Source organism: Salinimicrobium oceani (assembly GCF_012037645.1).
In genome coordinates this window covers 89,398-115,437 of the sequence record NZ_JAAVJR010000007.1, presented here as the reverse complement: position 1 = coordinate 115,437, position 26,040 = coordinate 89,398, and the positions used below count along the sequence as shown (strand labels likewise).

Genomic DNA, 26,040 nt, shown 5'->3' with positions numbered 1-26,040 from the left:
TGTGTTTCAGGCTAAGCTATGCCAAAGTATTATTCCGTAATGGGTTTAATGCCCCCCGCCCACAGGATGCCTTGAATTACATGTTTTAGAAAATCTGGTTGTTGATAGCTCTCAGAGGTGTGGCCGCCTCCAGTGTAGAAAGCTCTTCCGCCATCGTAATGCTGATACCAGGCTATGGGATGAAATGCTCCATTCTCACCGCCCTCATAGCTGCTTTCATTAAGGGTCGCAAGTACCTCGATCTGGGGATTGATATTCTTGTAATTGTACCATTCATCTTCCCGTTCCCATTTCTTCGGAAGATGACGGGTCGCAGGATGCTTCCGGTTCACTACAGAGATTTCGGCCGACTGGATGTGCGGGTGAGACTGGAAATAACCGCCCACCATTTTACCATACCACGGCCATTCGTACTCCGTATCGGCTGCAGAATGTATTCCTGCAAATCCGCCGCCTGCCCTAATGTAATTCTCAAAAGCCGCCTGCTGTTCGGAGTTCAGAATGTCACCGGTGGTATTAAGAAAAACTACAGCCTTATATTCTGCCAGCTTCTCCTGCCTAAAGTAATTTGCGTCACTGGTAGTATCTACCTCAATTCCGGCTGCATTTCCAGCCTCTATCAAAGCTGCCTTACCGGCAGAGATGGATTCGTGCACAAAACCATTGGTTTTGGTAAAGACAAGCAGCTTGTTTCTTTCCTGCGAAACACCTTCAGCAGAAAAAAGAAAAACAAAAGCTCCCAGGAGAAATAAAATTCTTTTCATGTAAAAAACAATTTCAATTAACAATGATCAACTATCAATAAACACTACTCAATTCTCACTACTCAATACTCCCATAATATTCCTGCAGCACAAAAAAGGCTTTTTTCTTGTTGCCTTCGTTGTCTATAAGGCCTTTACGGTTCCAGCCTTCCTGGTAGTTGGGGTGATTGCGGCGGGGTGACCTAAAATCCATCAGGATCCATGGAGAGAGGCCGCTAAAGTTATCGGGCATACGCTGCATCATTTTTACCTGTTCCTGGTAGTACCACTCCTGGTAATCTTCGCTCCAGCGTGTCTCCTTATCTCCAAAAAAGCCAGATTTTGCTCCCGCCCCGGTTTCACTGAAAAACAAAGGCTTGTCGTAAACTACTTCCCATTTTGCCGTTTTGGCATCTCCCGGTAAGCCCCCGTACCAGCCCAGATATTCGTTGACAGCAACTATATCTGTAAACTCTCCTAAGGGATCATCTATCCTGAATACTCCGTTTTCATTACCAACTTCCAGGGCGGCAGAGATAAGTCTGCTGTTATCTATTGCCCGTGCTTCGGTGATAAGGCTTTTCATAAACGAAGTGCGCACCGGGGAAACAGGAGTCTCATTTCCCACCGACCAGATGATGACCGACGCCCGATTCCTGTCTCGTATGATCATTTCCCGAAGCTGTTTTTTTGCCTTTTTCACAACCTCTTCGTTTTCAAAATCTATGGTCCAGTACACCGGAATCTCAGACCATACCAGTAGACCCAGCGAATCGGCCACCTTAGTCATGTTCGGGTTGTGCGGGTAATGTGCCAGTCGCACCATGTTCGCATTAAGGTCTTTTACATATCCGAAAAGCTGCATTGCATCCTCTTTGCTGTGTGCTCTTCTCATTTGCTGCGGAATTTCCTCATGAATGCTTATCCCTCTAAGAAAGATCTTTTTACCGTTAAGTAGAATGTCCTTGCCCTGGGTCTCGATTTTTCTGAAACCGATCTTGTCTTCGATCTGCTCGCCATTATAGCTCAAAATGACCTCATACAATCTGGGGTGCTGAGGTGACCACAGTTCCAGATTCTTTGCGTTTAAACTGAAACTAAGGCTGTCGCCCGAAATTTTAAACTGCTGTTTTACTTTTAGCTCCGGAATTTCTACCGTCAGGTTGCCTGCAGTTGAAAGCTGGTTCAGCTTTACATGGCCTCGTAGTTCGTACTGATCTTTAGTGGTGTTCACCTCCTGATTTTTCGCAAGCTGCAGCGCATACTGCTGCACGAAAGATTGTGGAACTGTAATAAGGTTGACGTCTCTTGTAATTCCGCCAAAATTCCACCAGTCGGTGTTCACAGTGGGAATTTCCTGTGGGTGTCTTTTATTGTCAACCTTGACCACTAAAAAATTGTTTTCTTTTTCCAGTAGCCCAACAGGGATCTCAAAATTAAAAGGAGTGAATCCGCCTTTATGACTTCCCAGCTTCTTACCGTTGAGATACACATGAGCTTCGTAATTCACTGCTCCAAAATGCAAAAAAACACGCTTGTTTTCTGGTAGTTCTTTCAAATCAAATTCTCGCTGGTACCAAACGCTGCCTTCATAATACTTGAAAACTTCGGCTTGTGAATTCCAGTCTCCCGGCACTTGCAGTGTATATTTATCACCGTAACCATGCTCCACACGATCCCAGCGGTTTCTGGTCACCGGGCGGTTCCAGTAGGCTTCGGGATCATTTTCTCGACGCTCCTTATAGCGGTAATCGTAAAAACCTGTTTCGTAGGGATCAATGATGTAGCTCCACGTTCCATTAAGGGAAGTGGTAGTGCGGGCATCGACATTGATGATGAGATCTTCCTGGGCAGAAGCAGGAATATTGCTTACAAGCAAAAGGAGACAAAAAATAGCTTTACGCATGGCAATGGACTTTTATACTGAAGTTGTTTTTCAAATGAAAAATAAGAGGTGTCAAAAATGTCATTTTTGAGAGGCCTTCATGGCTTCTGAAATTTATAAAAATTTTCTGCCTTTTGACCGGCTGCATGGATTTTCCTTCCTGTCCTCTTTTCTCTTGCCCTTCCGAAGCAAAATGTAACATTCATTTAATTTTCGGACGTTCACCCTGTTAGCTTGACAATACCTTCTTTAGTTTAACATATTTTTTAAAATCCTTAACAAAACTGATGATTTTTTGTTAAATTTGAGCAATGAAGCACTTGAAGATCATATTAATTTGTCTCCTGGTGTGCCTGTGGAGCTGCGAGAAGGAAAAGGATCCTCAATCTGCAACGCCCTACCCAGAACCTGGAACCCCTGCATATTTCTACGAGCTTGGGTATGAATCTTCAGATCCAAACGAGAAATTAGAACTTTATAATAAAGGTCTTGAGCTGGTGAAAGATAGGCAGGATACTGTTTTACCTGCTTTGCTGGAAGGAAAAATCTATGCCATGAGCAGGCTGGGCGAAATAGAAGCGACCCAAAGCTGGATCGATAGCCTTATTAGCGTAGCCGAGCTGCAAAATGATCTATTTTATCAGGCTAAAGGTTTTTACAGAAAATCTGTAATGAACCGGTATTATGCAGATCCCGAGGCGGTCTTTGAAAATGCTTTCCGGTCACGGCAACTTTACCTCAAGCTTGGCGATACTGCAATGGCAGCCAGGCGTTCGCTTGACATGGCCAATGCACAGAATGAAATGGGAGACTTTGCAGGGAGTCAGGAATCTGCCACAGAAGCTTTGAAATTTCTGGACAGGGAGAAGGATTCCAATTATGTGAGTTCGGCGTATAATGTAGTTGGCTTGTGCTATATGAGCCTTGGGTTTAACGAAGATGCCATTGGAGAATTTGCTAATGCCCTGCAATTTGCGGTGTCGCGAAAAGACAGCCTTAGCTATATGCACAATATTGCAATAGCGCTTAAGAACCAGGAGAAGTACGATGAAGCTCTTGAGATCCTGGAGGAGATCACCCATAGTTCTGAACCCGATACCGAATCCCGGAACAGGTTTCTGGACAACTACTATTTTACAAAGTGGTTAAAGGATTCTTCTGCGAGGGTGGAGCCTCAGTTGCTGGCTATTATGCAGGAGAGGCTAAAAGCACAGGACAGGGAAGGGCTTATAACAAGTTACGCCCATCTTTCAGAATATTACAGCGACAAAGATCCGGCAAAATCTCAGGCTTATGCAAGAGCAATGCTTGAGGCGGCAGGATCAAACCACAGCCATACTTCAGAAGTAACTGCGCTAACAAGGCTCATTTCTTTAAGCAGTGGACAGGAAAAGGACAAATATCTGGATCGTTATCTCGAACTCAGTGACAGCTTAAAGGAAGTGAGCCTGCGAAGTAAAGCCCATTTTGCAAAGGTGCGTTTTGACGAGGAAAGAAAACAACAGGAGATCAATTTGCTGGAAGCCGAAAATGAGAGTCAGGCGCTTCGCACAGAAAAGCTGCGAACGAGAACGGTGCTGATCTCGCTGGCTGCACTGCTCATTCTGCTCACGGCGGTGGCTTATTCCTATTATTTAAAACAGCGCAGCAAGAAGGAAAAACTCAGGGAAATTTACCTTACCGAAAGGAGGATCTCCAAAAGAATTCATGATGAACTGGCGAATGATATTTACAACGTGATGAGCAACCTTGAGTCTGTAGCGCCCGTTCCTATTGTAGACAGACTGGAAAAGATCTACCAGCGCACCCGGGAATTCTCTCGTGAAAACCGCGAGATCGATACCGGGGAACATTACCTGCAGGATTTGTTATCAATGCTCTCTCATGCGACGCCCAATGGTGTAAAGCTTATCGTGAGAGGCGAGCAGGAGATCAACTGGAATCGCTTTGAACCCGAAAAAAAGATCGTTCTCTTTCGTGTGCTTCAGGAAATGATGGTCAACCTTAAAAAACACAGCGATGCCACCCTTGTTGCGCTCATTTTTACACCTGATAAAAAGCTGCTGAAGGTTTCTTATTCAGACAATGGAAAAGGAACTTCAGAAGAGGAAGTTGCCACTGGTAACGGAATTAAGAATATCCACATGCGCCTGAAAACCGTGAATGGAAAAGCCTTTTTTGACACCTCAGGAAAAGGATTAAAGGCAGAAATAATGTTGCCGGCCGAATCATAGGCATCTTATCATCGTGAACATCCGTGAAATCATCTGCAGGAAGAGGTGTCAAAAATGTCATTTTTAACATCTTATTGCTGAGACTGTTAAAGTTAAGCTTGTGCTAAGTTTTCTAAATGAGAAGTAGAGAATGGATTTAGAAAATTACCAGGCTGCGTGGATGTTAGGGGCAGCTATATTTTAGACACACCAGGGCTTTTCAGGAATAGGAAAACATGTAGCTTGCAAATCATAAAGTTTTGGCCTGCTCGCAGGAATAGCTCAACCGGCAGGTCAAAAGCGGCCGAAATCCCCTTATCTTTGTGCATCACTTCCTACGCTAAGAGCTTCACAACCTTTTTCTCCTAGGTCCAAAAAAGCTCTGTATGTTTAAGAAACTTCCTAAACGCCTTTACTACCACGCACCTACGATGGTTAGAACTATTGTCATTCTGGTAGTGATCTTATACCTCATTTGGCTGGAAGTGAGATTCCAGGTATTCCTTCCGTAATAACCAGTTTGGCGCCTTTTTATGGCGAAAATTCCATAGGCTTTTGAATTTAGCGGTCATTTGGAATATACTTTTAATGGATCTTCATTAGGAGCAGGATCTCTTATTTCCAGCCCCTCCTGATGGTTTTGGAACAAACTTAACAATACTTTAAGGGTGCTTAGATTTTCTTTCCATCATAGAAGATTTATCTTGAAAGACATCTAATCTTTACCCATGAAGAAATTTCAACAAAATCTTTGGCTGACATTTTCTTTTTGCTGGTTTGCCACCTGTTCTCTTTTTGCGCAAAATACCCCTGAAGTTGATATTGGTGGGGCTCTGCGCTTCAATTACAACCTTTCCTCCTGGAAACCTGAGCAGAAGCGCAGGGGTGGAGATTTTGGTTATGATATGTTCAGAATAAATGCAGTAGCCGCCTATCAGGGCATTTATGTTAATGCAGAGTACAGACTTTATTCCCAGGCTTTTGGAGGAGGAATGCTTAAACAGGGATGGTTTGGGTACAGGTTCAATGAAATAAAAGAGCTGCAGGTAGGTCTTACGCAGGTGCCTTTTGGAATACAGCAATACAACTCTCATAACTGGTTCTTTAATCTTGGTTACTATGTAGGTCTCGAAGATGATCACGATATGGGAATTAAATACATGCACCTGGGAGAACAGTGGGAATACCAGGTGGCGTATTTCAAAAATGCTGAAGAACTGAGGTTTGGTGATGCTTCAGCGGTTTCCCCGAGCAGGTATTCTTATGATGTTGCAGGAAATAATAAAGAAGTGCACCAGGCGAATATCAAACTCTTGTATAAATGGGGCGATAGCACAAGATCCCGCCTGGGCTTTTCCGGACAATACGGCGGACTTTATAACATTGAAACTAAAGAAACAGGTGATCATTACGCGCTGGCTGTTCATTATGAGGCCGGTTACAAGCTGTGGAATCTAAAAACGGAAGCTATGCTCGTGTCTCATCGTCCCGAAGACGCAGAAGGAACTTCCGAAGAAACGATCACTATGGCTGCTTATGGTGCGCCTTATGAAGTCGCTGCAGATTTCAACCTGTACACCCTGGCCGTTGCCAGAGATGTTCCGGTGAGTTGGGGCCCCGTTTCCAATCTTCAGTTTTACAATGACTTTGGATATATGCAGAAAGCCCAGTCAGGCTTTGAAGATTCTGTTATGAACGTTACCGGAATTTTGGTCACCGCTGGAAATTTGTACACCTATATAGATTATGCCGCTGGCTACAATCATTCATGGTTGGGCGGCAATTTTGTGAACGATTTCGCTGCAGGTAATCCCAACGCCAAATGGGAAGCGAGATTCAATATTAATTTCGGATACTATTTCTAGATCCACCGCGAAAAATTTAAGAGATGGCAAAAAAGATCGTAAGAAGTGATGAACGAAAATCTATCATGGGGCTCGATGTCAATGGTCCGGTATTTTTCACATCATCCATAATTATAATTATAAGCATTGCCCTCACGCTCATATTTGAGGAACAGGCAGAAGGTTACTTCAGCAGTATCCAAAATTTTGTAGCTAATAGCGGGGGCTGGTTCTTTGTGCTTTGTGTGAACATCTTCCTCATTTTTGTACTTTATCTCGCCTTCAGCAAATACGGAAATATTAGGATAGGAGGGAAGGACGCCAAGCCAGAATTCAAGACCCTCTCCTGGTTTGCCATGCTCTTTAGTGCTGGGATGGGAATTGGACTGCTTTTTTGGAGCATCGCCGAGCCTGTCACCCATTTTATGAATCCGCCGTTAACTGCGGGTGGTACGCCCGAAGCTGCACAGGAGGCTATGAATTTCACCTTTTTACACTGGGGTTTTCATGCATGGGGTATCTATGCTTTGGTAGGTCTTTCCCTCGCATATTTTACCTATTCCCACGGCCTGCCGCTCACTATTCGATCGGTCTTTTATCCAATCCTGGGAGATAAGATCTACGGAAAAAGAGGAGACCTTATCGATATTTTTGCGGTGCTGGCCACCTTATTTGGATTAGCCACTTCTTTGGGTTTAGGAGTTCAGCAAATCGCAGCTGGACTTTCCCATGTCTTTGGACTCGACAGTGGGATCATTACGCAGGTGACCCTTATTGCTGTGATCACTGCCATTGCAACAATTTCGGTGGTGCTGGGGGTGGATAAGGGAGTGAAATTCTTAAGCGAGTGGAATATGAGAGTCGCAGTGATCCTGTTGCTCCTTGTTGTAGTGCTTGGGCCAACAATATTTATTTTCCAATCTTTCGTGCAGAATACCGGGAATTACCTTTACAGCTTTTTGGAGATCTCTACCTGGACAGAGAGTTACACCAGTAAAAACTGGCAAAATGCCTGGACAGTGTTCTACTGGGGCTGGTGGATTGCATGGTCCCCCTTTGTGGGAATGTTCATTGCCAGGATCTCAAAAGGCAGGAGCATCAGGGAATTCATACTAGGAGTGCTCATCGTGCCGTCACTGCTTACCTTTTTCTGGATCTCTGCCTTCGGAAGCACCTCGATCCAACAGGCACTGGCGGGAGATCAAACTATAATTAATGCTGTTGAGGATAACGTCGCAACTGCACTTTTTGTGTTCCTGGAAGATTTTCCCTTTGCAGTGGTGCTGAATGTGATTGGGGTGATCTTGATCGCAGGATTCTTCGTGACTTCTTCAGACTCAGGTTCGCTTGTGGTAGATAGCCTTACCTCTGGCGGAAAGATCGATGCTCCTGTGGGGCAGAGGATCTTCTGGGCTGTGGCCGAAGGTACCATAGCGGCGGTGCTGCTCATTGGCGGCGGATTGCAGGCCTTGCAAACAGCATCTATAGTCACAGGCCTACCCTTTGCTTTTATTCTGCTTTTTATGTGCTATTCCCTCTATACAGGAGTGCGCGACGAACACTTAAAGGCCGAAGAGAAGAAAGCTCAAAAGGAACTGGAGAGCTACGAGGAAGTGATCTCAGACATCATTAAAAAGAGAGGAAGAAATAATAAAGACAGTGATCAAGTCAAATAATATGAAAAAGGTAAAAAACATACTGGTAGCGCTCGATCTTTCAGCAATAGATGAAAAACTCATTACCTACGCTTCTTTTATTGCTGAAAGGTTGCAGGCCGAGAACGTATATTTTGTTCATAATATTAAGAAGTACGAAATATCAGAACTCTTTGAAGAACACCTCAAGGAAGTCAACCTTGATGAGGTTATTGGAGATGAATTAAATGAAAAGGTGAAGATCCATTTTTCGGCTCCTGCAAACTGGGAGGTGCTCATTTCCGAAGATCCTTACAGCGAATCGCTGCTCAAGTACATCGTTGAAAAATACGCGATCGATCTCGCGATAGTTGGCAATAAGAAGCATGAAAAAGGAACCGGCGTGGTGAGTGGTAAGTTGTTGCGGCTGTTGCGCTGTGATATCCTGGCTGTACCTGCAGCTGCAAAGGAAAAAATAGAGTTGATATGGGCAGGAACCGACTTCTCTCAGGATTCCCGAAAAGTCTTCAGGATCACAAAAGAGCTACAGCAGGGGCATGACGTTCAGTTAAAGGTGGTGAATGTGTACAGTGTGCCGGTGCAATTTTCTCCTTACGTCACTCCGGAATCTATGGGACCTAAGGTGGAAAAGCATGTTCGGGAAAAATTTGACAAATTTCTCAAAAAATTAGATGCTGCAGAAGCTGTTGAACCACTCATTTTCATGGGAAGGGAATCGGGTGCCGCGCAAAAGATCATGGCTAACCTCCGAAATTCGGGAGTTGATTTGCTAGTGGTTTCAGATAAAGGAGGAAATACTTTTTCCCCTTTTGCGGTAGGCACGGTGACCGAAGAACTCTTTAATGCCAATCTTGATGTGCCTCTCTGGGTGGTCAAATCATCATAGAGGAATTCGCGGGTAATTCTGAATCTCTTTTTCTTCGTCTTCCCCTGTACTAAGGATGACGCGACTGGGTCGGTTTTCCTGTGCAAGTGCTCGTGCTTTGTCCACTGCCTCTTCTTCAGTTTCAAAAGAGGCTGCAACCTCACCGTCGTGGGCCAGGATCTGCCATTGATTTGATTCAGTATTCCACTTCACATGGTAGGTCCGTTCTTTAATAATTTCATCTTTATTCTTTAAAAGTTCCAGGATGATCTTGCCGTCGCTAAAATTTCCGCCGGGATAGAGCATGGGCAATAAGGCGAAAAAAACATAGTACATGGAGAAATAGGTGAATTGATAGGTGAGCATTCCAGGCTCAAGAACTTCCTGCTCTACCATAAAGATCACGGCACCCGTGCTAAGAAGGTTAAAAAAGGCACCACCCGAAAAAATAAGGATATTGGCCAGGTTCTCTTTACGTTCTATATTTTCGAAGGTGCAGAAGCCATACCAGAAGTAATACTGGCGAACCTCGAGAATTCCGCGATTAAATATCGGCTTCCCACTTCCCACCACAATTCGTATGTTCTTCGCGCCCATTAGCCAGGCAAAGAACACGTGTCCTGCTTCATGTAAGATCGAAATTAAAGGCAGCACCAGGAAAAAGGCCAGCAGGAACTTTGGAATGTCTTGAAATCCGAACAATTCTTTTGCCCATTAAGATAAGAAAATTATTGCTGTGCCAGAAGTGCAGCACTCGAAGTCAGGCTTGAAGCTCTTCAGATTAACTGCCGGTCCAAAAATTATAAAGAAATACTCTTTTGATCCCTTAAAAGTTTTTTGAGGTTCTTATTATGGCCGTAGAGGACCATGATATCATCCTGATGGAGAATTGTCTTTGCAGAAGCAACTCCCTGCACATTAGACACCTTGCGAGACGTTCCCAGTTCATTTTTTTCTCTGCTTATCTTAATTGTGGTGAGCACAATAATGTCGTACTGCCTTTTAAGACCAATTTCTTCAAGAGTGCGACCATGAAATATTTCAGGGACCGTAGTTTCTATAATGCTGTAATCGCGATTTACTTCAAAAGAATCTACTACGCCCTGCAGATTTAATTTTTTCGACCATCGTTCGGCTGTTTCTTCCTCTGGATGAATGATCTCATCAACTCCCATAGCTTCCAGGACCATTTCCTGAAGTGGTGAAACAGCCCGGCTTATAAGTCGTTTTACATGCAATTGTTTCATAAGAGCAGTAGCCATGATATTTGCTCCTTTATCTTCTCCTATTCCAACAATAACAATATCAGTATCTTTTAGGGGCAGGCTGGAAACTGCAGTAATATCGGTTGAATCTAAGTTTACTGCATGAGTGATCCTGTCTTTAATAGCCTCTACCTTGCTCATGTTCATGTCTACCCCGATAACTTCGTTTCCGAGTTTTGTCAGTTTTTCTGCAAGGGAGGCGCCAAAATTACCAAGGCCAATAATTATATATTTCATGATTAGTTCATTAGAATTTCTTCCTTAGGGTATTTATAATTTAAATATTTCACTCTTCTTAAGAAGGCAATTAGGATTGTCAACATACTTACTCTTCCTATAAACATTGTGATTATAATAACCACTTTTGAAGCCATACTTAATTTGGATGTTATCCCTATGCTGAGACCTACTGTACTATAGGCTGAAAAGCATTCGAAAGCTATGCTCAATAAGGTTTTTTCACTGTCAAATGTTGCGATAAGGAAAATGGAAGTACCTATTACCACAAGCGATAGAGCAACTATTGCAAAAGCCCTTCTAATGGAGAGATCGGAAATTTCTCTTCGAAAAACTTCCACTCGATCCTTACCCCGAGCGAGGCTTAAAAAATTAAGAGTAGTAAGTGCAAAGGTGCTGGTTTTGATACCACCTCCGGTAGATCCTGGAGAGGCGCCAATCCACATTAAAATAAAGATGATCATAAGAGTCGAAAAATTTAACGCTCCCATGTCAACCGTATTAAAACCTGCAGTTCTTGGGGTAGCAGCTCCAAAAAATGACACTATTAATTTTCCAAACCACGAATGCTCCTTAAGCGTGTTATTAAATTCAAAAAAATAAAATAAGGCTGTCCCCAGCAGGAGAAGAAGTGTTGTGGTTAATAAGACTATTCTGGTATTTAAGCTAATCACCCATGGAGTGTATATCCTGTTAGATGGGTGCTCCAATTTCGCATACTGATTTTTGAAAAAATACTTGAAATATTTATAAAGATTGAAGAGAATAGGAAAACCTATGCCTCCTAAAATAAACAGGAAAACAATGATTATTTGAAGGGGGTAGTTGAACTTGAATTCGGGTTCGTACAAACTATTCTCGAGAGTAGAAAAACCAGCATTGCAGAAGGCAGAGATACTGTGGAAAATTGAGAAAAATAATTGGTTTGTAAAACCTTTTACAATACCTGGCTTTAGACTTAGAAAAATTATAAAAGCACCGATAACTTCAATAATTAAAGTAAGAAAAACGATCTTTTTTAAAACGCTGAAAACCTCACCAATCTTTTCTGAATTGGTGAGGTCCCTTAACATGATCTGATTTTCATAGGAACTTTTTCCGCGGAAGAAGTAGGAGAAGTAACTGGCAAAGGTCATAATTCCCAACCCCCCAAGCTGAATAAGAATAAGGATCAAAGTTTGCCCGAAATTTGTAAAATATGTTCCGGTGTCAACTACGATCAAACCTGTAACACAAACTGCACTGGTTGCAGTAAATAGTGCATCAATTACCGAAATTCCTTCATGGGTTGCCTTGGGTAACATAAGCAGGAGAGTGCCCATGAATATTAAACCTAAAAAGCTGATCATAAAGACCTGTGCCGGATTCAAAATTTCACGGTCAAGACTTAATTGAAGCTCAGAAGATTCTCGTAAAAAGAAAGCTAGCAATGCCAGGTACAACCATCCCATATTATTAAAAAAGCTGAGCCAGGGAATAAGCTCCAGCAAGAGATCCAATTTGATTAGAAGCAGAAGAGAATTCAGAAAAAGTATGCAACCATCAAAGATCCTCACCTTTGTAGAAAACATTTTGAACGAAACAATGTACCTTATCACAATTGAGGTACTCCCAATAAAAAGAGTTAAAAGATAGAGTTCGGTAAGAAAATTTTCTACCCTGGGAGTGTGACTAAAGCCCAGATCAAAAATGATTACGCATACGCTAAGGAGACTGAGCCAAAATGAAAATTTTCGGAGAATTCTGAGTCTTCTGTTAATTTTATCCCTTTTGTATTTTTCGGTCAATTTCAACTGCAGAAAATTAGAGCTCACCAGTTAAAAAAACAGGTCAAAGAAATATTAGAATCTTATTAGAAGAACATCCCAATTCACCACATTAGACGAAGCTTATATAAATGTCCCTACTTTTTTCTCTCCTGATTCTGGTAGCCAGCAAAGGTACAGGGGAAAATATAAGGGGAGTGTAAAGATTTCCTGGCCGGTATAAAGATTTTATAAAGATTACAGAAAGCGATAACCTACTCCGCTTTCTGTGATGAAGTGCACCGGACGATTGGGATCTTTTTCGAGCTTTTTTCGCAGTTGTGCGATGAAAACTCTAAGATATTGAGTCTCAGTTTGTGCCCCTAACCCCCAGATGTTTTTTAAGAGGTATTGATGTGTGAGTACCTTTCCCTGGTTTTTGGCTAAGAGTGCCAGAAGATTATACTCCGTAGAGGTAAGCTTTACAGTCTTATTTTCTCTATAGACCGTACGCGAAATAAGGTCGATTTCAAGATCGTCCGAAATAATGGTCTGTTGTATTTCTGCACTTTGATTTAATCGCATTGAAGAACGAATTCGTGCCATTAGCTCTCCAGTTCTGAAAGGCTTGGTAAGATAGTCTGTTGCACCATTGTCAAGAGCTTTTACAATATCCTCTTCAGAATCGATCACCGAGAGAATGATCAGAGATTTCTCGAACCAGGACCGTAATTCCTTGAGAACTTCATGTCCATTCATATCGGGCAGACCCAGGTCAAGAATAATGCATTCGGGAGAATGATTAGCTGCAAGATGAATGCCTTCAAGGCCATTTGAAGCTGCAATCACTTTATACTCATTGCTTTCTAATACAATAGTTAGCAACTTCCTAATTTGAGGTTCATCATCAATGATTAGTATTTCTCCTTTATTCATCTTCTGTAGTAGTTAAGGCTGCCATTTCTGCAGGTATTTCTATAGTGAATTTCGCACCTCCGGATGGGGAGTTTAACAGGCCAATGGAGCCATTATGGGCTTTAATAAAACCTTTTGCTATGGAAAGGCCGAGACCTGTTCCCCCAGTTGCCGAATTTGGCAGCCGATAAAACTTTTCAAACACCATATCTAACTTATCTTCAGGAAAGCCCTGGCCGGTATCAGATATTTCTATTTTAAATCCTCTTTTTGTGAAGCTTGTGGAGATACTAACAATGGTTTCCTGGGGGGTGTATTCCAATGCATTGTGAATAATATTTTGAAGTGCCTGTTCTAGAAGAATTCCATCTATTTTAAATAAAGGAAGTGGAGCAACCGGTGCAAATTTTATGAAATGCGTACTACTTTTATTGACATCGATGACATTGTGAATGATCTCATGCACATCATACCAGTCGAGCTGTAATTTAAGAAAATCAGATTCCAGGCGACTCATGCTTAGCAAATTATTAACCTGTCGGTGTAATCTCGTCCCAGCAACTTCCAGCTCATTATACAACTCTTCAATGTTGTTTTCAGAAATCTTAGCAGTGGTCATTTTCAGAGTGTCTACTGCAGCAATAATCGTCGAAATAGGAGTTTTTAATTCGTGAGACAGAGAATTGAGGAGTGTGTTATATAGCTGGAGTGTTTTTTCTCGTTCCTTTCGATCTCTCGCCATGCCCTCCAGCTTTCTTAATCTTGAAGTGAAAACAGCATTGATTACCGCTATTACAAAATACATTAGAAAAAGTAAGGCGTCCTGTGGTGTAGTAATGTTAAAAGTGGCTTTGGGTTGTATAAACAAAAAATTCCAGGTTAGTGCACTTACAACAGCTACTGCGACAATAGGTATGGTGTCCAGGAACATGGCCAGTATAGAAACGGCCAGGAGAAGAATAAGCGCTACTACATGATAACCAATAAGGTCGCCAAAAAGATAACATAAGAAAGAAATCAAAAAGATGCTGCAGATCCCAACCAAGGATTGCAACCATGAATTATTTTCTATGTTCTTAAGTAGTCTCACCTTCTGGTGCAAAGATAGGAAGATGTATAGCTAAAGGATTTAAAAATAGGGAGTGGTGTAAAAATTTCTGTTACTTCCAGATATGTCATCACTTTGTCTGTAACAGCAGGTTTTCCCAAAAAAAAAGTTCACACTTTGAGTGTGAACTTTTTTAGTGACCTCGACAGGATTCAAACCTGTAACCTTCTGAGCCGTAATCAGATGCGCTATTCAGTTGCGCCACGAGGCCTTATGTTCTGCCCACTTCCATTTAAAAAATCCAGTGGAGCTACCGCCGAAGAAAATGACTGCTGCCATTTTGCCTAGGCGGGTGCAAATATAGGCTATTTTATAAAAAAGGAAAACAATTTTTTAAAAAAGAGTACAAGCTATCTGTATAATGGATCTTGTAGTTCTGGAAGGGCGATTAACCCCGGTTTATCGCGTATGAATCTGGTCAATTTGCAACAATCATCTTTCTTTCACTTTGTAGATATTGCCTTTGCGTCTTTTGCCTCGCTGCAATTAATTATTTGGTAAATCGCTGCCGCTTCCTCTATATTTGTTTTATGGCTAAACTAGACGAGTTCATAGCTGAATTTGCCTCTTTTGTTTGGGGACTTCCGCTTTTAATTTTACTTACCGGGGGCGGATTGTATCTGCTCATCCTATCCAAATTTCTTCCTTTTCGCTACCTCAAACACTCTTTTGAAGTGCTGCGAGGAAAGTATGATGACCCTAATGATCCGGGAGAGATCAATCACTTTAAAGCGCTTTCTACTGCACTTTCTTCCACCATTGGAATGGGAAATATTGCAGGGGTTGCGGTAGCTATTGCAGTAGGTGGACCCGGTGCAATGTTCTGGCTCTGGATAAGTGCAGTGATTGGTATGGCGACAAAATTCTTTACCAACACACTTGCCGTCATGTACCGCGGAAAAGATTCAGAGGGAAAGCTACAAGGCGGTCCCATGTATTTTATTACCGTGGGTCTTGGGAAAAAATGGTGGCTTCTGGCTGCATTCTTTAGTGTTGCAGGCCTGGTAGGTGCTTTGCCGGTTTTCAACGTAAATCAGCTCACCCAGGCCATTAATTATATTCTGCTTACCCCAAATGGAGTAGAGGTAAACTTTATTTCCAACCTAAGCATCGGGATTGTACTGGCCATTATCACCGCAATCGTGATCTATGGTGGACTCGAGCGAATAAGTAACACAGTTTCTAAAATGGTGCCTCTTATGGTAGGACTTTATTTTGTTGCAGTCCTCATCATTCTAATAGTGAACTACGAGCAGGTGCCTTATTATTTCGGGATCATCTTTACTGATGCCTTTGCTGCAGAAAACTACGCCGGAGAGCCATTTTTGGGAGGTATGCTCGGCGGCCTTATCATCTTGGGAATTAGGCGGGGTGCATTCTCAAATGAAGCGGGAATAGGTACGGCACCAATGGCTCACGGAGCGGCGAAAACTGCCGAGCCTGTGCGGGAAGGGCTTGTTGCCATGTTAGGGCCTGCAATTGATACGCTCGTGGTATGTTCCCTTACCGGAATGGCCATTCTCGTCACCGGGGTCTGGAATACCCACGATGTGAATGGGGTAAGTCTTACGGCAGCCGCCTTTGATGCCTCCATTCCTGTTTATGGAAATTACCTTCTCCTGGTCTGTATTGCGATCTTTAGTATTTCTTCTTTGTTCTCTTATTCTTACTACGGAAGCAAATGCCTCTCCTTTCTTATAGGTGCGCAGCGGAAGCATTATTATAATTACTTCTACATTCTTAGTATCCTGCTGGGAGCAACAACCTCACTTAGTATGATGATCAATCTCATAGATGGTTTTTTTGCCTTAATGGCGATCCCAACCATGACTGCTACTTTGATCATGGCACCACGGGTACTTAAGGAAGCAAAGAGATATTTTTCAAAGCTAAAAGAAGTAAATTCTGCTACTGAAAAGTAACCACTCGCCGCTCATCCTGACTTCTGTGAGCGGCTTCAATGATCCTTATCACATCTCGGGCCTGCGCTGCAGTCACAGTGGGCACATCACCTGTAGTGATAGCGTTATAAAGGCCAGTATATACTTTTCGATAATCACCTTTTTCGCTTTTCACTTTTCTTTCCTCCTCGGTAGTGCTTAATTTCCCCCAGATCTCTTCGGGTTCAATGCCCCAATTCGGTTCGGTTTGAGGATCTTTTCTCTGTTTCAAAGCTTCTTCCTGTACATCTGCTCCCTGTTTTACAAAGCTGCCTTTAGTTCCGAAGAGACTGTAAGTAGCCCCTTTTTCTTTTACCAGCATGCCGGCTTTCAACGTAACCTTGAGGTGAGGGTAGAAGAGCAGAAGTTCAAAACTATCTGGTACCTCTGCAGCTTCCCGCTCCACACGTATGTCGGCGAAAACTTCCTGCGGCAACCCGAACAGGTGCAGCGCCTGGTCAATTAAATGACTTCCCAGGTCATATAGAATTCCATTACCGGCTATCTCCTTTTCTTCTTTCCAGCCTGGCTTTACTTCATTTCTGAAACGGTCAAAATGGGCTTCATATGCCACCAGGTTTCCTAAAAGGCCGCTTTCTGCTACTTTTTTTACCGTCTGGAAATCACTGTCCCACCTGCGATTATGATTTACGCTTAGCACCAGTTGCTTTTCATGGGCAAGCTTTATAAGATCATTTGCGTCTTTTACATGGGTGGTAAAAGGTTTCTCGAGAAGCACGTGCTTTCCGGCCTCCAGGGCCTGCCTGGCGTAGCTAAAATGTAGATGATTAGGGAGAACCAGCACCACCAGGTCTATTGCAGGGTTTTGCAGGATCTTGTTGTATTCCTGAACTACTTCCGCTTCCGGAAAATCTTCAGTTGCCGCCTTTATATTCTCTTTGCTGGAAGTGAGAATTACATCAATCTGGTAACCGGGTACACTTTTAATGATGGGAGCGTTATAAGTTCTTCCGCCAGGCCCATAGCCTACAAGGGCGGTACGTATCTGCCTCATGTTTTTTTGTCAAGATAAAGCTTTCCGAAGTAAAGAAAAATATTGTGCCTCAAATATGGCATTTTTGACACCTAATTCGGCGAGCTGTTATTTTTGAGGTAGTTCATTTCTGAAGAATTCCCGTACCGGCTCCAGGTTCTTGATCCTGTTCACACAATCAAGGCTAAGGGGTTTGCGACAAAAATGGATCACAGAATTATAGGTCTGCGCTTTGAGATAATCCTGCTGATTAATAGAGGAGGTCACAATGACTACGGAAACTTCGGCCTGCGGCGGATTCTTCTTTAGTAATTTCAGAAACTTCCAGCCATCAACTACAGGCATGTTGAGATCGAGCAGCACCAGGAAATGTTTTGAGATATGATCATTCCGGTGAAGCCGCTCCAGGGCTTCCATGCCATTACTGCAAATTACAGGTGGGAGGCCTATATTCGTGGACTTCAGCCTGTTCTTATGTAATAAAGCCACCACCTTATCATCATCTACCAACAGGATCTCCAGAGAGGTAGCTCTACTGGATCTCAACATTGAGCTTTTCTGTTTTTCCCACTATGCTGCGAATAATATCATCGAGCTCATTGGCTGAATCCTTAATGTGATACAAGACCTCTTCACGAGACATTTCCTCCTGCTGGTCCTGCTCCAGCAAGTTAAGCAGACCCTGAATTCGGGCAAGGGGAGCTCTTACCACATGAGATTGCTCCCACGCGATCTCTTTGAGCAGCTTATTTTGACGTTGTATTTTACGTAATAATCTTCTGGAATTAGTAACGTCCAGAACTGCGCCTACCACGCGGGTAGCCTTGCCGTTCTTGTCTCTTAAAATGTAGCCGCGGTCCTGGATATAGGCTATTTTTCCATCGGCTTTTACGAAGCGGTATTCAAGCTTCCATTTTTTGACATTGGGATCGCAAACGGCTTCCTGAAGCGAAGTTTTTACTTTTTCCCTGTCTTCCTCGGCGACTTTGTTCAGCCAGAAGGAATGTACAGAAGTGGCTTCGTTAGTATCGTATCCAAAAATGTTCTTATAGCCTTTGCTCCTGGTCACCGAATCTGAAGCTATGTCCCAGTCCCAGATCATTTCATTGGTTGCTTTCATCGCCATTTTGAAACGCTTATTGGCGACCTTTAGGGCTTCCTTCTTTACTGTAAGTTCTGAAATATCGCTTGTAGCGCCAATGAGTCTTAATGGCTTGCCGGTGTGATCTCTTAAAATATAACCTTTGTCAACCACCTGGGCATAAGTACCATCGGCCCGCCTAAAACGGTATTCTGTTTTGATATAATTTTCCCTGGGATCTGAAAGGGCTTCACCAAGTTTCCTTTTTTCCTGGCCAAGATCATCGGGATGGATGTTCTTTTTCCAGAATTCCCGCTTGTTCAGTGCATCTGCAGGATATCCAAACAACTCTTTTCTACTGCGGTGAAAGCGAGTTATTTCATTTGTAGTAAGATCCCAGTCGTAGATTAGATCTTCTGTAGCAGTCGCTGCAAGCCTGTACCGCTCATTGATGTGCTCGATCTCCCGTGCCTGTTCAATTACTGTGGTGATATCCCTTGAATTGGCTACAATTCCCTGTACTGCGGAATCATTCAGCAAATTTGTGGCAGTAGTCTGCACCCAGCGGTACTCATTTTTCTTATTCCTGAACCTGAAGGGGGAGATCCTTACCTGTTTTTGCTCCTTAAGCAGGAAGAACTGTTCTTTTACCCTGTCAAAATCTTCGGGATGTATAAAGTGATACGCGTTTTTGCCGACAAGCTCACAGGGTTCAAAACCCAGGAACTTCTGGTAATTCTCACTTACAAAGGAATAGAAACCATCAATGTTCAAAATCCCTATAAGATCGGACCCCTCTTGCACCAGAGACCGGAATTTCTGTTCGCTGCGCTTTAGATCTTCTTCACTTTTTCTGGCCTTTTCAAGGGCGGTCTTTTTCTCAAAGGCATTAGTGAGGTTCTGGGTGAGGCTTTTCAGGAAAGTGATCTCTTCCTCTTTCCAGTTCCGGATCTTAGTACAGTCATCGAAACCAACAAAACCAAACAATTTATCTGTTACAAAGATGGGAAGCAATAACATGGATTTAATTTCCTGCTCTTCAAAAATTTCCTTTAGTGCACCCGGGGTGAGGTCTTCAATGGTTGCAGTAAAAGGCAGGTTCTTGGTGAGGGGTGCAGTAATTTCTTCCACTTTTGAAATGGGCATGTTCTGCAATTCCATATTATGGATCTGCGGCACGGCATGGCCACTGCACCATTCAACTTTCTGGCTAATAAGGATCTCCAGGGTTTCAGGATCTTCATCGGCACCAAAATAATACATGCGATCTGCCTCGACAGTTTGTGCAATGATGCCAAAGGTCTCCTGCAGGGCCTCATCATTGATCTCGTTCTCCAGAAGGGAACTTATAAAGGCAGCATTAACTTCCAGGAATCTGCTTTTCTCTACTACTATTTTTTCACTTTTTCGAAGTTCTGAGATATCCTTGGCGATGCCGTGTACCTCGACCACCCTGCCATCTATGAACATAGGCATAAGGAGGATCTTCAGAATTACGGTTTTGCCTGAAGCCGAAAGAAAATCGACTTCAAACGAAGCTATCTTACCCAAAACTGCCTTTTCAAAGTTGCTTATTAGCAGGCACTTGTGATGCGAGGGAAAGAAGGGTAAAAAGTTGTTTCCAATGATCTTGCTAAGAGGTAATTCCACCAGTTTAGACAAACCTTCATTGGCATGAAGAAAATTTCCTTTTAGATCCAGGCGATATAAGCCATCAGGATTTTCATGAATAAAGTTTTCAAATTGCTGCCGCTTGCTTGTAAGCTCTTCCTCAATTTCCTTTTCGCGTTTGGCAAAATGATGCTCCAGTGTAACCTCTTTGGTGGTGTGCAATATGACTTCCACCTTTCCTTCAGAATTTTTAATCGGGATATTCTGTGAAGAAAAATATCGATCTTCAATGATCCCGGTCTGCCTGTTTTTTACATCGTACCGGGAATTCTGCACCACCTGCTTTTCACCAGTTTCCACGGCTTTCTTAATGGAGTTGATGGATTCTTTAAAACCTGGATGGTCGCTCCCGGGATGAAAAGGAAAAACCTCGCTGAACTCTTTTTCCAGCAGCCTTTCTTTTGTATTTTCCGTAAGGTCGAGGTAAGCCTGGTTGACATCTACTGCCACAAAGGAATGGTGGGGCTGAGGCTTTAAAACCAGGCATGCAAATGGCATAGCTTCAAAAATTTCTTTCCAGCAGAATTCTGTCATCGTAGGGGATATTGCTCGTATTCTTAATCTTTTGTTAAGATTTGAGCAAATATATAGAAAAAATTATCTAATGAAACTTCACACACTCTAGAGATGTGCATATTATCCTATAAAATTAACATCTTGGCCGAATCCTACACCAGAAACTCTACGAAAATTCCTACAATTTTGAACTTAATTATTCTTTGTATTTCACGGGAACCAGCATTACCGGTACATTAAGGTCTTCCATGAGGTCCTGCTCAATGCTTCCTACAAACATCTCGTAAAAGAAATTTCTTTTGTGGTGCCCCGCAATGACAATGTCTGCATTGACCTTTCTTACAGCTTCCTTGATCATTTTCACTGTAGAACCAGCCAGTTGAACACCCTCGGCTGCTATATTCTTTTCCTGGAGCCCTGCAGCAAGTCGCTTTACCAGTTCGCCTTCTCTCTTCCTGTTTTCTACCCGCTTATCCTGAGCGAACTGTGGGCCCGCTTCCAGACCAAGATAATCATCGGGATCTGGTTCGCTTACATGCAAGATCCAGACCTTAGAATCAAATGCTTTAGCGATCTCTTCGGCTTTGGCGAGAAGTCGATCTGCATTTTTTTCAACATTGATGGCTACCAGTATAGTTTTCATAGAGTGAAGATTAGTTTCTTAAAGGTAAGAAATTTACTTCTTTCAAGAAAGCTGCTGCAGCTGTAAATGAAAAGTCCGGAGCAATTACTCCGGACTTTCATATGTTTTTAAATGCTCTGAAAAGATCAATCCAAAAGCGCCTCGTTAAATAACTTCAGGATCCTCCTGTATTCATCTGTCCAACTGCTGGGTTCTCTGAAACCATGATCTTCCACAGGGTAGACTGCCATTTCCCAATCTTCTTTTCCTAGTTCAATTAGTCGCTGTGCCAGCCTTACCACATCCTGAAAATGCACATTCACATCAACCATTCCATGAGCGATCAAAAGATCACCTTCAAGACCTTCGGCAAAATAAATAGGAGAGGAGCGCCTGTAGGCTTTGGGGTCATTCACCGGCTCATTGAGGATATTGGAGGTATAGCCATGATTATAGTGCGCCCAGTCGGTCACCGAACGCAATGCTGCGCCCGCGGTAAAGGTGTCGGCTTCAGTGAACATTGCCATAAGCGTAATAAAGCCACCATAAGAACCGCCATAAATTCCCACTTTTGAAGGGTCTATTTTATGTTCCTCAATAAGATATTTCACCCCATCCACCTGGTCCGAGAGGTCTTTGCCACCCATATGCCTGTAGATCCCGGTTCGCCAGTCACGCCCGTAACCGGCACTACCGCGGTAATCGATGTCCAGAACGGTATAACCCAGATCTGTCAGCAGGTTGTGGAACATGTATTCTCTAAAATAACTTGACCACCATTTGTGAGCATTCTGCAGGTAGCCGGCGCCATGAACAAAGATCACGGCAGCTCCGTTGCTGGTTGCGGCTGTAGGCTTGTAAAGTCTGGCCGGCACCATGGCACCATCCTGAGCCTGAAATTTCACGAGCTCTGGATCCCTCCAGTTGTAGGTTTTAAAGGCAGTTGATTGCCCGTCTGTGAGTTTCTGAGCTTCAGATTTTGTAGCAGTTTTCTTGAGGTATAGCTCCCAGGGTTGATTTGAGTAAGAATGGCGAATTGCCATGTACTTTTCATCTGGAGAGAGACTCACTTCATTGTTTCCAGTGAGGGTGGTAAGCTTCTCCATTTTTCCGCCTCTTACTGGCATCTGGTAGAAATGTCTTTCTCCCGAATCTACTTCCGAAGTAGTAAGATACCAGTTTTTGCCATTTTTGGATAGGAAAGGATCAAACACCTCAAATTTTCCAGAAGTGAGTGCGGTCTTTTTTCCGGTATTGACATTTAGAAGGTAGAGATGAGAATATCCGGTTTCCTCACTTTGAAAATAAATGGTCTGGCCATCGTTCAACCAGCCAATAGTGCCGCCACTCCAGGAATGACCAATCCCAGGACCAGCAATCCAGGCTTCGTCGCGCTGGCGGTCAAGATTTTTTAAAGCGCCGCTTTCAAGGTCAAGCAAAGTGATCCACCGGTCTTTATTGTCCCTGGACCTTACCACCAGCACTGCCTTTTTCCCGTCTTCTGAAAAATATGGTCCGTTGGTATAGACCTCTCTAATTTCTTCCTTCCATTCCTTGTCGGGATAATCCTGAACATAATCTGGAAGATCTTTTATTCCCGGCAGGTCCTGGGTCTTTACAAGATACACAGTGTCTTTTTGCAGGTTGTAGATCGCAGTTTCAAGCTTTGCCTGCTCACTGCCCACCTTACTTCGTGCAGGTAAATTGACAGTATAGCCGGAAAGATCGGCATAATCTGGCACTTCGGTATCCTTAGACTTACTGCTGGTATAAAGCTGAAAGCTCACATGATCACCTGTTGGTGATACCTGCATATTCATGATCCTTTTTTCACCTGAATAATAGGTGAAAGGTTCTGGTTCTTTCGTCAATTCGCGATAAGCCTCGCGTGATTTTTTTTCTTCATCTCGTTTTCGTACTTCCGCAAGTAACCCCAGGTTTTCATCCTGAAGCCATTGGTCTTGTTCAGAAAGCTTTTTCTCATGCTTCTCTTTTTCTGAACCCGTTTCAATATTTGTCAACTTTTGGATGTGACCCGATTCGAGATCATAGAGGTAAGCATTGTGCTCGAGGATAAAACTCACTTTTGATTCATCTGCCATAAACTGGGGGGCAGAAATATTTTCTCCCAGTTCTAAAAGCACTCTTTCTTTCTGATTTTTAAAGTCATAAAGAAATAAGGCACCGTTTCGGGTATATACCTTTTTATTTTCTGAATCATTGAGATCGCCATGCTCCGGAAGTAGTTTTTCCTGCTGCTGCCAGCTCACCTTTTCGATCTTTTTTGGATCTTTGATATTGATCCTGTAAAGAGAATCTGAAGGATTTTCCTCGGGATTGTACTGAAAGTAAATATTTTCACTGTGTGCTCCCCAGCTGACATTTGAAGGAAAGGTTCCCATCCAGGAGGGGTCCTGCATGATCTTTTCCACAGTAAGTTCTGAGGTTTGTGCGTAAGCTTGCTGCAGGCCAATAAAGGCCATAAAATAGAGGAGGACTTTCTTGCTCATTGTAAATAAAAATTTGAATGGCAATATAGAAAATAAGCAGGAAAAGGTAGGGACATAAAAAAAGCACCATCCTGGTGCTTTTGAAAACTAAAAGGTCTGATCTACGCAATGCGACTTTGCTCTTCCTTCATAAAGCGATGATCCTGCCTTTGAAACTTCATTAAAGTTTTAATGGATTTGAGTTCAAATAGGCTGTTTTCAATATAAGCCTTGTGGCGCAGAAGGATCTCTCTACATGATCCTTCGCAGATCTTGCAAAGGGCTTCCTGATAGCTTTCAAGGTTCTTTTTTGTGCGTTTAATGCTTTTTTTGATAAAATGTTCAGGTTCCCCGCTTTTTTCCCCTTTTCTGCTTCTGTCATAAGCTTGTAAAGGGGTATGCGGCTCCTTTCCGGAATAAAAGGAGATCTCTCCTGCCAGTTCTATTGCGAATTGAGAACGTCTACTGGCGTTGTTCTGAAAATAGTATTTCAGGGAAGGATCAGTGAGCGCCTCAGCGGCACTTCTGCAGAATTTGGACATTAGGAAATTCTCCTCCAGGAGCCTTCTTAAAGTTGCTTCCCTGATCTTTGAATTATTCATCACCTGGGCTTTTTCGATTGTACTTTTACAACATATAATTTATGAAATTCCAGGGCATTTCTTACCCAATTTTTTTACGTTAACTTGGATTTGGGACGAGAGGAAGAAGACGACAAAATATATCTTAAAACCGACTTTTTCGTGTCATTTTTCTTTTCTAAATGAAAAAAACCGCCCTTTAAAGAAGGGCGGTTTTTTATAAATATCTGGAGCTGTTTAGGATTTTGCCTTGCGGTTAAGACGATCTTCGGCCATGTCTGTAAGTAAGTCGTCAGTTTTATACTCTTCATCAAGGGTCTTTTGCAATTTAGCGGCAATGTCATCATGTCCCAATTCTTTAGCGTAGCGAACGGCAGTACCATAACCTGAGATCTCATAATGCTCCACTCTTTGAGCTTCTGCGATCAAACCGGCATCACGCACATCCTCTTCAGCATCTTCCTCGAGAAAAGATTCAGCCTCTTTTACCAAACCTTCCATTGCCTTACACTTTTCACCCCCTGGTTTGATTCCCAGCTTTTCACAAATCTCCTCAAGACGCTTTACATGGCCTTCGGTTTCTTTAAGATGCTTTTCAAATGCCTTCTTTAATTTGTCGTCACTAGCATTTTTCTGCATTTTGGGAAGAGCTTTTACCAACTGGTTTTCGGCACTGTACAAATCCTTTAATTGATGTTCAAACAGATCTTTTAAATTTTTCATGTTTTCTAGCTTTTATATTTGTTATCCAATTTAGCCATACCCTGTGCAGATGCTCGTTAAATGAGTAATAAATCTTTGTTGAATTTTTACTAAATGAGCAGCAGAAATGCCCTTTTTGAGAGCCTATTTATTTTTACCTTCGCAGGTAAACACTACCTATGTTTGATATTCGCCACTACATTCGAGATATAAAGGATTTTCCGAAGCCGGGGATCATCTATAAAGACATCACGCCATTACTTCAGGATCCTGTTGCTACCCGAAAAACTGTTGCTGCTTTTTTGACATTTTTGAAAGCTGAGAAAATAGATAAAGTGGTGGGCATAGAATCTCGCGGCTTCTTTTTCGCCACGCTCCTGGCGCAGGAGCTGGATGCGGGATTTGTCCCGGTGCGCAAGCCTGGAAAGCTGCCTCACACTACCTTTGGTGAGAGTTACGCCCTCGAATATGGACATGATACGCTCGAGATCCATTGCGATGCCATTGAGAAAGGAGAAAAAGTGCTGCTGCATGATGATGTGCTGGCCACGGGTGGCACTGCGGCAGCTGCATGTAAGCTGATAGAGAAATTAGGTGGGGAGATCGTGCAGTGCAACTTCCTTATGGATCTTGACTTCCTGAAAGGCAAGAAAAAGATCAGTGCCTATAATGTTGTTTCTCTGGTTAGTTATTAGTTGAGAGTCGGGAGTTCGGAATAAAAAATAATAAAAGCAAAAAAGAATTTTAAATGCTCTTAGAGTGAATTTTTTGTCACCCAGATCTTCCAACCCAGGATCGCCTTTTGTAATTTGGTAGCTTTAGCAAGATCCAATTGTTTCCTTGTATAGCTTGGGAGGACCTTTTTATTGATCTTTGAAAGGGCTTTGAAAAAAGTTTTTTTCATACTGGTTGGTTTCCTATAAAGATAGAAAACTTCCAATAATTGCTGCTCTTATGAAAAAGCCTTTC

At 42.8% G+C, this 26,040-nt stretch carries 22 protein-coding genes and 1 tRNA gene; 7 read left to right on the top strand and 16 right to left on the bottom strand.

Annotated elements, in window-relative coordinates; genetic code table 11:
- Window positions 1-29: 29 nt before the first annotated feature.
- Both HC175_RS12590 and HC175_RS12585 read right to left on the bottom strand, forming a co-directional pair.
- Window positions 30-764 carry a ThuA domain-containing protein gene (locus HC175_RS12590; RefSeq protein ID WP_168138855.1) on the bottom strand — a complete coding sequence of 245 codons (735 nt, stop codon included), beginning with the start codon at window positions 762-764 and terminating at the stop codon, window positions 30-32.
- Window positions 765-822: 58 nt separating this feature from the next.
- Window positions 823-2,649 (bottom strand): glycoside hydrolase family 2 protein, encoded by a 1,827-nt coding sequence (locus HC175_RS12585; protein ID WP_168138854.1) that lies wholly within the window; start codon window positions 2,647-2,649, stop codon window positions 823-825.
- Between the two features lie 290 nt (window positions 2,650-2,939).
- Here HC175_RS12585 and HC175_RS12580 point away from each other — a divergent pair, with 290 nt between their 5' ends.
- The 5 genes from HC175_RS12580 to HC175_RS12565 all read left to right on the top strand — a co-directional run bounded on the left by HC175_RS12580 (window position 2,940) and on the right by HC175_RS12565 (window position 9,226).
- Entirely contained in the window at window positions 2,940-4,862 is a 1,923-nt protein-coding gene (locus HC175_RS12580; protein WP_168138853.1) for a tetratricopeptide repeat-containing sensor histidine kinase, read from the top strand.
- Between the two features lie 365 nt (window positions 4,863-5,227).
- Complete coding sequence (locus tag HC175_RS24640) at window positions 5,228-5,353, top strand: hypothetical protein (RefSeq protein WP_262887233.1); 126 nt, start codon at window positions 5,228-5,230, stop codon at window positions 5,351-5,353.
- 216 nt (window positions 5,354-5,569) lie between these two features.
- Window positions 5,570-6,706: a hypothetical protein gene (locus tag HC175_RS12575; RefSeq protein ID WP_235942616.1), complete on the top strand. Its 1,137-nt coding sequence runs from the start codon at window positions 5,570-5,572 to the stop codon at window positions 6,704-6,706.
- A 23-nt stretch (window positions 6,707-6,729) separates the two neighbouring features.
- Entirely contained in the window at window positions 6,730-8,361 is a 1,632-nt protein-coding gene (locus HC175_RS12570; protein ID WP_168138852.1) for a BCCT family transporter, read from the top strand.
- A 1-nt stretch (window position 8,362) separates the two neighbouring features.
- Window positions 8,363-9,226, top strand: a complete 864-nt coding sequence (locus HC175_RS12565) for a universal stress protein (protein ID WP_168138851.1) — start codon at window positions 8,363-8,365, stop codon at window positions 9,224-9,226.
- On the opposite strand, the gene HC175_RS12560 is transcribed toward HC175_RS12565, so the two are convergent.
- The 6 genes from HC175_RS12560 to HC175_RS12535 all read right to left on the bottom strand — a co-directional run bounded on the left by HC175_RS12560 (window position 9,221) and on the right by HC175_RS12535 (window position 14,686).
- Window positions 9,221-9,907 (bottom strand): DUF2188 domain-containing protein, encoded by a 687-nt coding sequence (locus tag HC175_RS12560; protein WP_168138850.1) that lies wholly within the window; start codon window positions 9,905-9,907, stop codon window positions 9,221-9,223. The genes HC175_RS12565 and HC175_RS12560 overlap by 6 nt on opposite strands.
- A 98-nt stretch (window positions 9,908-10,005) precedes the next feature.
- Window positions 10,006-10,707: a potassium channel family protein gene (locus HC175_RS12555; protein ID WP_168138849.1), complete on the bottom strand. Its 702-nt coding sequence runs from the start codon at window positions 10,705-10,707 to the stop codon at window positions 10,006-10,008.
- Window positions 10,708-10,709: 2 nt separating this feature from the next.
- Window positions 10,710-12,278, bottom strand: coding sequence for a TrkH family potassium uptake protein (locus HC175_RS12550; protein ID WP_235942615.1), 1,569 nt, complete (start codon window positions 12,276-12,278; stop codon window positions 10,710-10,712).
- A 432-nt stretch (window positions 12,279-12,710) separates the two neighbouring features.
- Window positions 12,711-13,388: a response regulator gene (locus tag HC175_RS12545; RefSeq protein WP_168138848.1), complete on the bottom strand. Its 678-nt coding sequence runs from the start codon at window positions 13,386-13,388 to the stop codon at window positions 12,711-12,713.
- Complete coding sequence (locus HC175_RS12540; protein WP_168138847.1) at window positions 13,381-14,457, bottom strand: sensor histidine kinase; 1,077 nt, start codon at window positions 14,455-14,457, stop codon at window positions 13,381-13,383. Before HC175_RS12540 ends, HC175_RS12545 begins: the two co-directional genes overlap by 8 nt.
- 155 nt (window positions 14,458-14,612) lie before the next feature.
- Window positions 14,613-14,686 (bottom strand) — tRNA-Arg (locus HC175_RS12535).
- A gap of 319 nt (window positions 14,687-15,005) precedes the next feature.
- On the opposite strand from HC175_RS12535, the gene HC175_RS12530 reads away from it, so the two are divergent.
- Window positions 15,006-16,397 (top strand): alanine/glycine:cation symporter family protein, encoded by a 1,392-nt coding sequence (locus tag HC175_RS12530; protein WP_168138846.1) that lies wholly within the window; start codon window positions 15,006-15,008, stop codon window positions 16,395-16,397.
- Here HC175_RS12530 and HC175_RS12525 read toward each other — a convergent pair.
- The 7 genes from HC175_RS12525 to HC175_RS12495 form a co-directional block, all read right to left on the bottom strand.
- A complete protein-coding gene (locus tag HC175_RS12525) occupies window positions 16,384-17,430 on the bottom strand; it encodes a Gfo/Idh/MocA family oxidoreductase (protein ID WP_168138845.1) in 1,047 nt (348 codons plus the stop codon). The two genes, HC175_RS12530 and HC175_RS12525, sit on opposite strands and share 14 nt — an antisense overlap.
- 87 nt (window positions 17,431-17,517) lie before the next feature.
- Complete coding sequence (locus HC175_RS12520) at window positions 17,518-17,958, bottom strand: response regulator (RefSeq protein ID WP_168138844.1); 441 nt, start codon at window positions 17,956-17,958, stop codon at window positions 17,518-17,520.
- Window positions 17,942-20,695, bottom strand: a complete 2,754-nt coding sequence (locus HC175_RS12515; protein ID WP_168138843.1) for a PAS domain-containing protein — start codon at window positions 20,693-20,695, stop codon at window positions 17,942-17,944. The genes HC175_RS12520 and HC175_RS12515 overlap by 17 nt, the downstream gene beginning before the upstream one ends.
- Before the next feature lie 178 nt (window positions 20,696-20,873).
- On the bottom strand, window positions 20,874-21,320 hold the full coding sequence (locus tag HC175_RS12510) for a universal stress protein (RefSeq protein WP_168138842.1): 447 nt from the start codon (window positions 21,318-21,320) through the stop codon (window positions 20,874-20,876).
- A 125-nt stretch (window positions 21,321-21,445) separates the two neighbouring features.
- On the bottom strand, window positions 21,446-23,809 hold the full coding sequence (locus HC175_RS12505; RefSeq protein WP_168138841.1) for a S9 family peptidase: 2,364 nt from the start codon (window positions 23,807-23,809) through the stop codon (window positions 21,446-21,448).
- Between the two features lie 101 nt (window positions 23,810-23,910).
- Window positions 23,911-24,390, bottom strand: a complete 480-nt coding sequence (locus HC175_RS12500) for a ferritin family protein (protein WP_168138840.1) — start codon at window positions 24,388-24,390, stop codon at window positions 23,911-23,913.
- Between the two features lie 216 nt (window positions 24,391-24,606).
- Window positions 24,607-25,092, bottom strand: a complete 486-nt coding sequence (locus HC175_RS12495) for a YciE/YciF ferroxidase family protein (RefSeq protein WP_168138839.1) — start codon at window positions 25,090-25,092, stop codon at window positions 24,607-24,609.
- A 158-nt stretch (window positions 25,093-25,250) separates the two neighbouring features.
- On the opposite strand from HC175_RS12495, the gene HC175_RS12490 reads away from it, so the two are divergent.
- Window positions 25,251-25,766: an adenine phosphoribosyltransferase gene (locus HC175_RS12490; RefSeq protein WP_168138838.1), complete on the top strand. Its 516-nt coding sequence runs from the start codon at window positions 25,251-25,253 to the stop codon at window positions 25,764-25,766.
- 59 nt (window positions 25,767-25,825) lie between these two features.
- On the opposite strand, the gene HC175_RS12485 is transcribed toward HC175_RS12490, so the two are convergent.
- Window positions 25,826-25,975, bottom strand: coding sequence for an SsrA-binding protein (locus HC175_RS12485; protein ID WP_168138837.1), 150 nt, complete (start codon window positions 25,973-25,975; stop codon window positions 25,826-25,828).
- Window positions 25,976-26,040: the final 65 nt, after the last annotated feature.